The sequence below is a fragment of the Pseudomonas sp. FP1740 genome (assembly GCF_030687165.1).
GTDB lineage: Bacteria > Pseudomonadota > Gammaproteobacteria > Pseudomonadales > Pseudomonadaceae > Aquipseudomonas.
Window position 1 is genome coordinate 24156 of record NZ_CP117461.1, and the last position, 12994, is coordinate 37149.

General features: G+C 60.5%; 13 protein-coding genes. 7 read left to right on the forward strand and 6 right to left on the reverse strand.

Going from position 1 to position 12994, the window contains the following annotated elements; translation table 11 throughout:
• The first annotated feature begins 116 nt into the window (after positions 1 to 116).
• From PSH69_RS00110 to PSH69_RS00120, 3 genes are all read left to right on the forward strand, one after another.
• A complete protein-coding gene (locus PSH69_RS00110; protein ID WP_019580326.1) occupies positions 117 to 1142 on the forward strand; it encodes a LysM peptidoglycan-binding domain-containing protein in 1026 nt (341 codons plus the stop codon).
• Positions 1143 to 1222: 80 nt separating this feature from the next.
• Entirely contained in the window at positions 1223 to 2329 is a 1107-nt protein-coding gene (dprA, locus tag PSH69_RS00115) for a DNA-processing protein DprA (protein WP_111453121.1), read from the forward strand.
• A gap of 54 nt (positions 2330 to 2383) precedes the next feature.
• On the forward strand, positions 2384 to 2941 hold the full coding sequence (locus tag PSH69_RS00120) for an L-threonylcarbamoyladenylate synthase (protein WP_305410661.1): 558 nt from the start codon (positions 2384 to 2386) through the stop codon (positions 2939 to 2941).
• Between the two features lie 153 nt (positions 2942 to 3094).
• On the opposite strand, the gene PSH69_RS00125 is transcribed toward PSH69_RS00120, so the two are convergent.
• Positions 3095 to 4072, reverse strand: coding sequence for an NADPH:quinone reductase (locus PSH69_RS00125; protein WP_305410662.1), 978 nt, complete (start codon positions 4070 to 4072; stop codon positions 3095 to 3097).
• 181 nt (positions 4073 to 4253) lie between these two features.
• Here PSH69_RS00125 and hemF point away from each other — a divergent pair, with 181 nt between their 5' ends.
• The gene (gene hemF, locus PSH69_RS00130) at positions 4254 to 5168 is read left to right on the forward strand and encodes an oxygen-dependent coproporphyrinogen oxidase (protein WP_305410663.1); all 915 of its coding nucleotides are present in this window, start codon (positions 4254 to 4256) and stop codon (positions 5166 to 5168) included.
• Between the two features lie 13 nt (positions 5169 to 5181).
• Positions 5182 to 6003: a shikimate dehydrogenase gene (aroE, locus tag PSH69_RS00135; RefSeq protein ID WP_305410664.1), complete on the forward strand. Its 822-nt coding sequence runs from the start codon at positions 5182 to 5184 to the stop codon at positions 6001 to 6003.
• A gap of 123 nt (positions 6004 to 6126) precedes the next feature.
• Here the strand turns inward: aroE and PSH69_RS00140 are convergent, their stop codons facing one another.
• From PSH69_RS00140 to betC, 3 genes are all read right to left on the reverse strand, one after another.
• A complete protein-coding gene (locus PSH69_RS00140) occupies positions 6127 to 7695 on the reverse strand; it encodes a SulP family inorganic anion transporter (protein ID WP_258671798.1) in 1569 nt (522 codons plus the stop codon).
• 202 nt (positions 7696 to 7897) lie between these two features.
• Positions 7898 to 8830, reverse strand: coding sequence for a choline ABC transporter substrate-binding protein (gene choX, locus PSH69_RS00145; RefSeq protein ID WP_305410665.1), 933 nt, complete (start codon positions 8828 to 8830; stop codon positions 7898 to 7900).
• A 16-nt stretch (positions 8831 to 8846) separates the two neighbouring features.
• Positions 8847 to 10361, reverse strand: a complete 1515-nt coding sequence (gene betC / locus PSH69_RS00150) for a choline-sulfatase (protein ID WP_019651230.1) — start codon at positions 10359 to 10361, stop codon at positions 8847 to 8849.
• A 114-nt stretch (positions 10362 to 10475) separates the two neighbouring features.
• On the opposite strand from betC, the gene PSH69_RS00155 reads away from it, so the two are divergent.
• Positions 10476 to 11426: a LysR family transcriptional regulator gene (locus PSH69_RS00155; protein WP_305410667.1), complete on the forward strand. Its 951-nt coding sequence runs from the start codon at positions 10476 to 10478 to the stop codon at positions 11424 to 11426.
• A 5-nt stretch (positions 11427 to 11431) separates the two neighbouring features.
• On the opposite strand, the gene PSH69_RS00160 is transcribed toward PSH69_RS00155, so the two are convergent.
• On the reverse strand, positions 11432 to 12097 hold the full coding sequence (locus tag PSH69_RS00160; RefSeq protein ID WP_305410668.1) for an NAD(P)-dependent oxidoreductase: 666 nt from the start codon (positions 12095 to 12097) through the stop codon (positions 11432 to 11434).
• An 83-nt stretch (positions 12098 to 12180) separates the two neighbouring features.
• Here PSH69_RS00160 and PSH69_RS00165 point away from each other — a divergent pair, with 83 nt between their 5' ends.
• Positions 12181 to 12507 carry a DOPA 4,5-dioxygenase family protein gene (locus tag PSH69_RS00165; protein WP_305410669.1) on the forward strand — a complete coding sequence of 109 codons (327 nt, stop codon included), beginning with the start codon at positions 12181 to 12183 and terminating at the stop codon, positions 12505 to 12507.
• On the opposite strand, the gene PSH69_RS00170 is transcribed toward PSH69_RS00165, so the two are convergent.
• Positions 12508 to 12909, reverse strand: a complete 402-nt coding sequence (locus tag PSH69_RS00170; protein WP_305410670.1) for a GFA family protein — start codon at positions 12907 to 12909, stop codon at positions 12508 to 12510.
• Positions 12910 to 12994 lie beyond the last annotated feature (85 nt).

Below are 12994 nucleotides of genomic sequence, written 5' to 3' on the forward strand. Positions count from 1 at the left end.
TCCGAAGATGCAGGCTACCGTTGTGAACGTAGCTTCCCGCTTTTCAAATGAGCAGGAAGCGAGCCACGAGGGCTCTGGCGTTTCACGCGAACGTACATAATAAAGGGATTCACCGCATGAGGAAATCACTACTCGCCTTGCTCCTTCTGGCCTCGGCCGGTTTTGCGCACGGGCAAGTGCAACTCAGGGAAGGTTTTCCACAGCAATACACCGTGGTGGCGGGGGACACACTCTGGGACATTTCCGGAAAATACCTGCGTGAGCCGTGGCAGTGGCCGCAGCTTTGGCAAGCCAATCCACAGATTGAAAACCCCAATCTCATCTATCCCGGCGATACGCTGTCGCTGGTCTACGTCAACGGTCAGCCACGCCTGACCCTCAACCGCGGCGCTTCCCGGGGCACCATCAAGCTGTCGCCACGAGTCCGTAGTTCGCCGGTGGCCGACGCCATCCCGAGCATTCCGCTGAAGTCGATCAACAGTTTTCTGTTGAGCAATCGCATCGTCGACAAGGTGGAGGATTTCGACAAGGCGCCCTATATCGTTGCCGGAGATGCCGAACGGGTACTCAGCGGCACCGGCGATCGAATTTTCGCGCGCGGCCATTTCGATCCGGCGCAGTCGGTCTACGGCATCTTTCGTCAGGGCAAGGTCTACACCGATCCGCAGAGCAAGGAGTTTCTGGGGATCAACGCCGACGACATCGGCGGCGGCGAGATCATTGCCACTGAAGGCGACGTCGCCACCCTGGCCCTGCAACGCACCACTCAGGAGGTGCGACTCGGCGACCGGTTGTTCAGTGGCGAAGAACGCTCGATCAATTCGACCTTCATGCCCAGTGCGCCAACCACCGACATCAATGGCCTGATCATCGATGTGCCGCGTGGGGTCACCCAGATTGGCGCGCTGGATGTCGTCACACTGAACAAAGGGCAGCGCGATGGCCTGGCCGAGGGCAATGTGCTGGTGGTGATGAAAACCGGCGAAACCGTGCGCGACCGGATCACCGGTCAGCCCTTGAAAATCCCCGACGAACGGGCTGGTCTGCTGATGGTATTCCGCACCTACGACAAGCTCAGCTACGGGTTGGTGCTCAACGCATCGCGCTCCTTGGCGGTGATGGACAAGGTGCGAAATCCTTAAGCCTGCTCACAAGTTACCAACAGAGTTATCCACAGCTTATTCCCGATTCGACGGGACCTTATAACGATCAAGGATGATCCATGTCGCTGTCTGCCTGTACGTCCGTTTCCCCTGCGGAACTGGAAGCCCGTTTACGCCTGCACCTTTTGCCTGGACTCGGTCCGGCACGTTTCAAGAAGTTGCTGGAGGCTTTCGGTTCTGCCTCCAAAGCCATCAGCGCACCGGCCAGTGCCTGGCGCGCGTTGGGCCTGCCCCTCGCTTGCGCGGAGGCCCGGCGCTGCAGTGAAATTCGTGATGGCGCCAGCCACGCATTGGCCTGGCTAGAGCGTCCGGGCCAGCATTTACTGATGTGGGACCAACCTGACTACCCCGCGCTGCTGGCGCAAATCAGTGATGCGCCGCCGCTATTATTCGTCGCGGGGGATCCGGGCATTCTGGAAAAACCGCAGTTGGCGATGGTCGGCAGCCGTCGCGCATCGCGACCGGGCATGGATACCGCCAGTGCGTTTTCCCGCAGTCTGGCCGGCGCCGGTTTTGTCATCACCAGCGGTCTGGCCCTGGGCATCGATGCCGCCGCGCATCAGGCGGCTCTGGACGTTGGCGGGCAAACGGTAGGGGTGCTTGGCACTGGACTTGAAAATTTTTATCCACAGCGCAATCGACGACTGGCGGACGCCATGATCGCCTCGGGAAGCGCGGTACTTTCGGAGTTCCCGCTGGACGCCGGGCCTTCCCCGGGCAACTTCCCCCGGCGCAATCGAATCATCAGCGGTTTGTCCCTTGGTGTGCTGGTAGTCGAGGCGAGTATTGCCAGCGGTTCATTGATTACCGCGAGGCTGGCGGCGGAACAGGGGCGTGAGGTGTATGCAATTCCAGGTTCGATTCACCACCCTGGCGCAAAGGGTTGCCATCAGTTGATTCGCGACGGTGCGGTGCTGGTGGAAACCATCGAACACATCCTTGAGGCCTTGCGCGGCTGGCAACGGCTGCCGTTATCCACAGAAACGCCGCAAACGACGGTGACCCATCCACTGCTCATGTTGCTCCACGCGGCGCCTCATACCAGCGAAGCCCTGGCGGTCACCAGCGGCTGGGCCTTGTCGAAAGTGCTGGCAGCGCTGACGGAGCTGGAGATGGATGGCCGGGCGGTCTGTGAGAGCGGTCGATGGTTTGCGCGGGTAAACTAGGTTTTATAAGGAAGATCGGTAAACTGCGCAGAGCCTTATTCCGGAGAGTTTTTCATGGTTAACAGTTGGCGTGTGCAACAAGCCGCACGAGAAATTCGCGCCGGGGCGGTCATTGCCTACCCAACAGAAGCTGTCTGGGGCCTGGGTTGCGACCCGTGGAACGAAGACGCGGTGGATCGGCTGCTGCTGATCAAGGGGCGGTCTGTGGATAAAGGCCTGATTCTGGTGGCCGACAATATTCGTCAGTTCGACTTCCTGTTCGAAGACTTCCCAGAGTTGTGGATGGACCGCATGGCCAGCACCTGGCCGGGCCCCAATACTTGGCTGGTGCCGCATCAGAATCTGTTGCCGCAGTGGATTACCGGTGTGCATGAAACTGTGGCATTGCGGGTCAGCGATCACCCTATGGTGCGGGACTTGTGTGCGTTGGTCGGCCCGTTGGTGTCAACCTCGGCGAACCCTCAGGGCCGGCCAGCGGCACGGACGCGGATTCGCGTGGAGCAGTATTTCCGGGGGCAGGTTGATTATGTGCTCGGTGGCCATCTGGGCGGGCGCAAGAATCCGAGTGTGATTCGCGATTTGGCCACCGGACACGTTGTGCGCCCGGATTAATGTGGCGAGGGGGCTTGTCGGAACGCCGCACCGCCCCGTTCGGGTGCGAAGCGCCCGCCAATGAGCGATTCGTTCTAACTGGCAGACCGCATCATCTGGTTGGGGACTGCTGCGCAGTCCAACGGGGGCAAGCCCCCTCGCCACAGTCCGGTGTCAGGGCAACAGAATCGTTGAACCAGTCGTACGGCGCGCCGACAACTCAGTCTGCGCCTTCGCCGCTTCAGCCAGTGGATACCGCTGGCTGATGTCCACCTTCAGCTTGCCGCTGATGATCATCTCGAACAGTTCATCAGCCATGCGTTGCAGGTTTTCAGCATTGTTGGCGTAGGTCGCCAGCGTCGGCCGGGTCACGTACAGCGAACCCTTGGCCGCGAGAATCCCCAGATTCACCCCGTCGACTGCGCCTGAAGCATTACCAAAGCTCACCACCAACCCCCGAGGCGCAACGCTGTCGAGCGATGTCAGCCAGGTATCTTTGCCTACACCGTCGTACACCACCGGGACTTTTTTACCGTCAGTCAATTCCAGTACGCGTTGTGCGACGTTCTCATGGCTGTAATCGATGGTCGCCCAGGCACCATTGGCTTTTGCCAGGGCGGCTTTTTCCGCTGAACTGACCGTGCCGATCAGCTTCACCCCAAGGGCCTTGGCCCATTGGCAGGCAAGCGATCCGACGCCGCCGGCCGCGGCGTGAAACAGGATGGTTTCGCCACCCTTGAACTCATATGTCTGACGCAGCAGGTATTGCACGGTCAGGCCTTTGAGCATCACGCCGGCGGCTTGTTCGAAGCTGATGGCATCCGGCAGGTGCACCAGGTTGGCTTCCGGCAAGACATGCACGTCACTGTAGGCGCCCAACGGGCCACTGCCATAAGCCACGCGATCGCCAACCTTGAAGCGGGTGACTTCGCTACCGACTGCGTCGACCACGCCCGCGCCTTCGGCGCCCAGGCCCGATGGCAGGGCTGGCGGTGCATAAAGGCCGCTGCGGTAATAGGTGTCGATAAAGTTCAGGCCGATGGCCTTGTTGGTCACGCGTACTTGTTGCGGGCCGGGCTCGGCGGGTTGGTAATCCACGTATTCGAGCACTTCGGGGCCGCCATGGACGCGGAACTGGTTACGCTTTGCCATCTGCTCTCTCCTTAGGTCTTTGGCTTCTAGAGTCGTAGCGCCAAGCGCCCTATCGAACTCCCAAGCTTGATCTTCGTCAACTGCGGCAGGCTCGCCTGCGATGTTATGCTACGGACCCATTTGCGCCGGCCCCCCGCTCTGATGGAGCGCCGCGTAGCTTTGCCCGATTCAAGGTGATGCCATGACTACCCGCACCGAGGCCGTAAAAGCCTACCTGCTCGACCTGCAAGACCGTATTTGCGCTGCCCTGGAAGCCGAAGACGGCGGCGCGCGTTTCGTCGAAGACGCCTGGACCCGGCCTGCCGGCGGTGGTGGTCGCACCCGGGTGATTGAGAACGGCGCAGTCATCGAAAAGGGTGGCGTCAACTATTCCCACGTGTTTGGCAGCGGTCTCCCACCGTCCGCCAGCGCCCATCGGCCGGAACTGGCCGGTCGCGGCTTCGAAGCCCTGGGCGTGTCGTTGGTGATTCACCCGCATAACCCCCATGTGCCGACGTCCCACGCCAATGTGCGCTTTTTCATCGCCGAAAAAGAAGGTGAAGAGCCGGTCTGGTGGTTCGGTGGTGGCTTTGACCTGACCCCTTATTACGGCAATGAAGAAGATTGCGTGCATTGGCACCGCGTCGCCGAACAGGCCTGCGCGCCGTTTGGCCCGGACGTTTACCCGCGCTACAAGGCCTGGTGCGACAGCTACTTCCACATCAAGCATCGCCATGAGCCACGGGGCATTGGCGGTCTGTTTTTCGATGACTTGAACGAGTGGGACTTCGATACCAGCTTCGCCTTCATGCGCGCCATCGGCGATGCGTTCATCGACGCGTACCTGCCGATCGTGCAACGTCGCAAGCATGATGCGTTCACCGCCAAACAGCGTGAGTTCCAGGAGTTTCGCCGTGGTCGTTACGTTGAATTCAACCTGGTCTATGACCGCGGCACGCTGTTCGGCCTGCAATCGGGTGGGCGTACCGAGTCGATTCTGATGTCGCTGCCACCGCAAGTACGCTGGGCCTACGACTGGAAGGCCGAGCCGGGCAGTGAAGAAGCGCGCCTGACCGAGTACTTCCTGCAAGACCGCGATTGGTTGGCCAAGGCCTGAACGAGGAATTCTGATGGACCGTTATGTCGTATTCGGTAACCCGATCGGCCACAGCAAGTCGCCGCTGATCCACCGTCTGTTCGCCGAGCAGACCGGGCAGAAACTGGACTACAGCACCTTGCTGGCACCTCTCGACGATTTTTCCGGCTGTGCGTTGGAATTTTTCCGCGAAGGCCGTGGGGCGAATGTGACAGTGCCATTCAAGGAAGACGCCTATCGCCTGGCGAACAGCTTGACCCGGCGGGCGCAGCGGGCCGGCGCGGTGAATACCCTGAGCAAACTGGCCGATGGCAGTCTGCTGGGCGACAACACCGATGGTGCCGGGCTGGTACGGGACCTGACGGTCAACGCCGGATTCAGCCTCGCGGGCAAACGCATTCTGCTGCTGGGGGCCGGTGGCGCGGTGCGCGGCGCGCTGGAGCCGCTGCTGGCGGAGCAACCGGCGTCGGTGATCATTGCCAACCGCACCGTGGAAAAAGCCGAATTGCTGGCGCAATTGTTTGCCGATCTGGGGCCGGTGTCGGCCAGCGGTTTCGATTGGCTGCGCGAGCCGGTGGACCTGATCATCAACGCCACATCTGCCAGTTTGTCCGGCGATGTACCGCCGATTGCCGGCAGTTTGATCGAACCGGGCAAGACGGTTTGCTACGACATGATGTACGGCAAGGACCCAACCTCGTTCTGCCGTTGGGCCAGTGAACATGGGGCTGGCGTATCGATGGATGGCTTGGGCATGTTGGCCGAGCAGGCGGCGGAAGCTTTCTATCTGTGGCGCGGTGTGCGCCCGGATACGGCGCCAGTGCTGGCCGAACTTCGCCGGCAACTGGCTCTGTAGTTCTGTGGCGAGGGCGCTTGCTCCCGCTGGGTGCGAAGCGCCCGCAGATTTTGGGGCTGCTTCGCAACCCAGCGGGAGCAAGCTCCCCCGCCACAGGTTATCTGTTTGTCATAACAGTGGCGTTTAGTCCTCAAACCGGATCGGGCATTTCTCCGCGCCTTCCAGCTTCCTCAATTCCTCCACCACTTGCGGCCGTGCCTGCCGCAGGGTCAGGCTGCGATCCTGACGCAGCAGCCGTCGTGCTTCCTGGTGCAGCATTTCCACGCCCGAATAGTCGATGAAGTTGATCTGCTGTGCCTCGATCACCACTCGCGGACCTTGCATCCGTTGCAGGCGCACTTGCAGGTAATGGCTGGCGCCGAAAAAGATCGAACCGCCGACCCTCAGAATGTCTTCGTCACCATTGCGCCAGTGCTGCACTCGTGGCTGTGAGGTGCGTTTGAGGTAGAAGAACAGTGACGCCAGCACCCCGGCGTAGATCGCCGTCTGCAACTCCAGCAACAGGGTGGCGACACAGGTCAGCGCCATGACCAGGAATTCGGCATGGCTGACCCGCAACAACGCACGAATGCCGCGATGATCCACCAATCCCCAAGCGATCAAAAGGATGCTGCCAGCCATGGCCGGGATCGGGATATGCGCAATCAATGCCGCACCGAAGATCGCGAACAGAGCCACCCACAGCGCCGAAAAAACCCCGGCCAGCGGTGAACAGGCTCCGGCATCGTAGCTCAGGCCCGAGCGAGTGAAGGAACCGGCGGACAGCGAACCGGAAAAAAACGCCCCGACCATGTTCGAGAAACCCTGGGCGCGAACTTCCTGATTGGCATCGAGCAACTGCTGCGAGCGGGCCGACAGGGAGCGGGCAATCGACAGGCTCGTCACCAGCCCGAGCATGCCGACCGCCACCGCACTGGGCAGCAGGCGCAGTATCAGGTCCAGATCCAGCGGCAGCGGGCTAAAGGGCGGCAGCCGCCCGACAAACGCGCTGACCAGCTTCACATGACCGAACATCGCTGGCCACAGCCACACCAGCAATCCGCTCAGGGCCAGAGCGATCAACAGCGTCGGCCAGCGCGGCACCAGCAGTTTCAGCACGATGCCAACCGCGACTGTGGCCAGGCCCAGCAGCAGCGAGGGTTTGTCCACTTCGCCGAGATGATTGAGCAGCATCATCAAGCTGTTGAGCGCCGTGGCCTGGTTGGGCACATCCAGCCCCAGCAGGTTCGGCAGCTGCCCGATGGCAATCACCACCGCCGCGCCGAGGGTGAAGCCCAGCACCACCGAGTGAGAGACGAAATTCACCAGGGCGCCGAACCGCAGCAAACCCAGCAACCACTGGAAAATGCCCGCAAGGAAAGTCAGAAGCAGGATCAGCGTGACGTAGTCCTGCGATGCAGGGACGGCCAGAGGACTGACGCTGGCATACAGGACGATGGAAATGGCCGCCGTAGGGCCGCAGATCAAATGCCACGACGAACCCCAGAGGCAGGCAATCAGCACCGGGATGATGGCGGCGTACAGGCCATATTCTGGTGGGAGACCGGCGATCAGGGCGTAGGCAATGGATTGTGGCAACGCGAGAATCGCACCGCTCAGGCCGACGATCAGGTCACGACCGACGCTGGCGCGGGTTTGCCGGGGCAACCAGGTCAGGAAGGGAAAGAGTGAATGGCGGCTGGGGAAGGCCATGGGTCCTCTCGGTACGGGGTAAATCGTCAGGGTAAAGCATTGGCTCGTAGTGGGCAGATCATTGTGGCGAGGGAGCTTGCTCCCGCTCGGCTGCGCAGCAGTCGCAAATCCGGACAACTCGGTGAGGCTGATAAACCGAGTTTGCCGAAATGGGAGTGCTACGCCCTCCAGCGGGAGCAAGCTCCCTCGCCACAGCGGAACCTTACAACTTGGCTTTGACCGCCGGCAGAGCATCCTTGCCGTCGACGGTCTTCACGCCCTCCAGCCATTTATCCAGCACCACCGGATTGGCCTTGATCCACGCCTTGGCCGCGTCGGCGTTGCTGACCTTCTTGTTCACCACCTCGGCCATGATGCTGTTCTCCATTTCCTGGGTAAAACTCAGGTTGGTGAGCAGCTTGCCGACGTTCGGGCAGGCCTGTGCATAACCTTTGCGGGTCAGCGTATAAACGCTGCCGGTGTCACCGAAGTATTTCTCGCCGCCCTTCAGATAATGCATTTTCAACTGCACGTTCATCGGGTGTGGCGTCCAGCCGAGGAAGGTCACGAATTTCTGTTTCTTCACCGCGCGGGACACTTCGGCCAGCATTGCTTGCTCGCTGGACTCGATCAGTTTCCACTGACCCATGTCGAAGTCATTCTTCTTGATGATCTCTTGCAGCGAAATGTTCGCCGGGGCGCCGGAACCGATGCCATAGATCTTCTTGTCGACTTCTTTGGGGTGTAGCTCGGCGTACTTGTTCAGGTCGTTAAAGTTATGCACACCTGCGTCCCAGACGTAATCCGGGACCGCCAGGGTGAACTCGGTGCCGTCGAGGTTCTTCGCCAGCTGCGTGACATCGCCGTTGGCCACGAACTTGTCGTAGAAGCCTTGCTGCGCCGGCATCCAGTTGCCGAGGAAGACGTCCACCTGGCCATCCTTCAGGCCGCCAAAGGTGATCGGCACCGCCAGCGTGTCGACCTTGGCCTTGTAGCCCATGCCGTCCAGCAGAAAACCGGTGATGGCGTTGGTGGCGGCGATGTCGCTCCAGCCAGGGTCGGCCATCTTCACCGTTTCGCAGCTTTGCTCGGCGTAGGCCGAGGCGCTGCCCAGAGCCAGAAGCCCGATTGTCAGTACTGTGGATAACTTTTGCATGGACGTCCCCTTAACATTATTGGTTTTGGCAGGGTTGTGGATAACGGGCTTTACGCTCCAGATCGTCGAGGTCGATGTGGTTGCGCATGTACTGCTGACTGGCATCTACCAGCGGCTGGTGGTCCCAGCTCTTCAGCTTGCCGATGGTCAGGGCGTCGGCGACGAAACGCCGGCGTCGCTGACTGGCGAGCACCTGTTGGTGGATCGCCGGGATATTCCATTTGGCCCGTGCTTCGGCGAGAAAATCCTCGAACAGCTGATGATGTTGCGGCGAATGGCTGAGTTCTTCCTGTTCACGCGGGTCGTTATGCACATCGAAGAGCAGGCAAGGGTCGTCTTCGCTGTAGATGAATTTGTAGGCGCCGCGACGAATCATCATCAACGGGCTGATGGTGCCTTCGGCCATGTATTCACCGAATACCTCGTCGTGACCGCCCTGCCCTTGCAGGTGTGAAACCAGCGAGCGGCCGTCCAGCGGCAGGCCTGGCTCCAATGAGCCGCCGGCCAATTCCACAAAGGTCGGCAGCAGGTCGGCGGTGGATACCGCTGCGCTGACCCGTCCGGCGCCGAATTGCCCCGGCGCGCTGATCAGCAGCGGTACGCGGGCGGCCATTTCGTACCAGTGCATCTTGTACCAGAGACCACGCTCGCCGAGCATGTCGCCGTGGTCACCGGAGAACACGATGATGGTGTCATCGATCAGCCCGGTTTCCTCGAGTGTTTGCAGGAGTTTGCCGACGTTGCTGTCGATATAGCTGCACGCACCAAAGTAGGCACGGCGCGCGTCGCGAATCTTATCCACAGGCAGCGGCTTGTCCCACAGGTCATAGACTTTGAGCAGGCGCTGGGAGTGAGGATCGAGTTCATCCTGTGCGGGTGTTTCCGGCAAAGGGATGTCGGCGTCGTCGTACAGATCCCAGAACGCCTTGGGAATCGTGTACGGGTCGTGTGGGTGCGTCATCGACACGGTCAGGCAGAACGGCTGATCGCCATCCTCGCGGATGTGATCGAACAGGTATTGCTGGGCCTTGAACACCACCTCTTCGTCGAAATCCAGCTGATTGGTGCGAACGCAGGGCCCGGCTTGCAGCACCGACGACATGTTGTGGTACCAGGTCGGCCGCACGTCCGGCTCGTCCCAGTTCACCGCCCAACCGTAGTCGGCCGGGTAGATGTCACTGGTTAGGCGCTCTTCATAGCCGTGCAGCTGATCCGGGCCGCAGAAGTGCATCTTGCCCGACAGCGCGGTGCGGTAACCGAGGCGCCGCAGGTAGTGGGCATAGGTCGGGACGTCGGCGGGGAAATCGGCCGCGTTGTCGTAAGCGCCGATCTTGCTCGGCAACTGCCCGCTGACCAGGGTGAAACGTGACGGTGCGCAGAGCGGGCTGTTGCAGTACGCGGCGTCGAACACCACACCTTCGGCGGCGAGCCGGCTCAGATTCGGCAGTTTGATGGGCGAAGGGCCGTAGAACGGCAACATTGGCGCGGCCATTTGATCGGCCATGATGAAAAGAATATTTTTGCGCTTCATGTGATCGCGGCATTCCATAGTGGATATTTATGCGAGAGTGCTGTGATCGAGCATGCAACCCATGGAACTTGTGGTAAAGCCCACGCCAGGCAATGACTAGGATAAGCACAGCTTATGTATGACGCCCTCGGTGATTTGTCTCTGGACCTGCTGCGCGCCTTTGAAGCCGCGGCCCGCCAGCGCAGTTTCACTGCCGCTGCAGTGGAGCTCGGCACCACGCAACCAGCCATTAGCCAGCAGATCAAACGATTGGAGGAGCAGCTCGCTACACGATTGTTCGACCGCATTTATCGCGGTATCGAACTGACCGAGGCGGGCGCGATTCTTTTTGAGCAAGTTCAGCTCGGTTTACAGAATATCGACGCCGGATTGAGCGCGATCAGTGCACAGCAGCAACACGAAGTGTTGCAGGTGGCCACTGACTTCGCTTTCGCCGCGTACTGGCTGATGCCACGGCTGCACCGTTTCCATACCGCCAATCCTCAGGTGGACGTCAGCCTGGTGACCAGCGAGCGCAGCCACAACATGCTGCGCACTGATATCGATGTGGCGGTGCTGTTCGGCGATGGCCGGTTCAAGCAAGGCGAGAGCCATTGGTTGTTCAGTGAAGAAGTGTTTCCGGTGTGCAGCCCGCTGCTCTTGAAGGATCGTCCCCTGCCCTTGCCGGCTCAGTCGTTGCTGGAGTTTGCGCTGCTGCACCTGCGAGGCGAACACAGCAGCAACTGGTTCGACTGGAGCGGCGTGTTTCGCGAACTGGGGATTACGTCGGCGCCAGCGCCGGGGCAACTGCGCTTCGACAATTACACCTTGCTGATTCAGGCGGCGATTGGCGGCCAGGGCGTTGCGATCGGTTGGCGGCACCTTGTGGATAACTTGCTGGCGCAAGGTCTGTTGTGTCGACCGATTGCCGAGACGGTGATTTCCAGGCTGGGTTATTACGTGGTCCTGCCACAGCGCAAACGGCGCGGGGCGTTGATTCAAACATTTGTGGATTGGTTGATGGCGGAACAGGCCAGCAGTGCGCAATCGCTTAATGGCCTTCCTTTGCCATCGATTGCGGTATGAAGGCTTTACGGTTCCGAAGTCGGGACAAAATTCACATGCTGACCGACATGCAAATTCAGCCATAACTCATCGGCAATCCCGACGGCAACTCGGTTCAGCCGTTCCAGCGGTTCGGCCAGGCCAGGTTCCAGGCTCGTGCTGACGTGACTGAAATGCTCGATGGACAGTCCTGGTACGCCGCGTGGGGCATTCACCAGGGTCCAGTGCAATGGGCTGCTTTGTAGCGCCTCGCGGATTTCTTCAGCGGCGTGGCGTTGCAGTTCGTCTTCTATCTCCGGATCGTCCAGCACCTCGAAATCACCCACCACAAACAACCGCGCGATACCCGCGGCCTGCATGCCGTCAATCAGTGCATCCACTGCCAGCACCTGCTCGACCGGGCCAGGCACGATGGATTTTTCGATGTGTTCGCTGTTCATCGGCAACCCCGGCGCATCCAGCAGGCAGATCACCGCCGAACAGCCGGCCACGCTTTGCTTGACCCGCTTGGCATCGAACAGATTGCCGGCCTTGGTGCGCAATCCGGGGCGTGGCGCGAGTGCCGTCAGGTCATCGAGAATCGCGATCACTTCATGTTGGCGCCGCAGCATTTCCGCCATCAGCGCACTGCCCAGGCTACTCATGGCACCATAAAGCACTACCTTCACTACCGGGGTTTCGGCGTTTTTCATGGCTGTGCTCCGTACTCCCTGCCTATATAACGTGTGACCTGCGGGAAACGGTGTGGGTTCGACCAGGTTTAAAGGGGTTTCAGATGCAACGGATCAAGGGCTACCACGCCCATGTCTATTTCGACGCCAGCACGCTCGCTCAGGCGCGGGCCTTGTGTGAGCAGGCCGCGCAATTGTTTCCACTGAAGATGGGACGCGTGCACGAGCGCCCGGTCGGCCCGCACCCGGACTGGAGCTGTCAATTGGCCTTCGAGCCGCAATACCTTGGCGAGGTGTTGCCGTGGCTGGCGCTCAATCGCAAGGGGTTGGTGGTGTTCCTGCACCCGGATACCGGCAACGATCTGCTCGACCATACCGAACACGCGATCTGGATGGGGGCGATCCGTCCGCTGAACCTTTCTGTTTTTTGATCAGAGTTGTTCTTCGGTCTCGCCAGGCAAATGTTCGTCCAGATGCAGCCAGGGCAACCGACTACTCGTCCAGATATGCCGCTCGGCCGGCGCCTGCTCGGGATGCTCGAGGGTGGCGATAGTCACGTCGATGCTTTCGGGACTGAGCGTTGTCACCAGCGCCAATTGCGCCCCGCAGTTGGGGCAGAAATACCGCGTGCAAGTGGATGATGAGCCATACCGGGATGGCGTACCCGCGACCCAGGCAAATGCCGAGGCAGGCACGGTGATCCAGGTGGTCACGATCCCGCCGCTGACCCGCCGGCAAATCGAGCAATGGCAGTGGGCGATATCCTGCAACGGCCCGCTGAATTGATAGCGGATTTGTCCGCAGTGGCAGCCGCCAGTGTGAAGTTCGCCCATGTTTTTTCCTCCTGAGCCCGTGTTTGCTGACTTTCAACCCGGCCGACGACCGGTCGTACATTCGGTCAATGCTTTCATCCGCGAA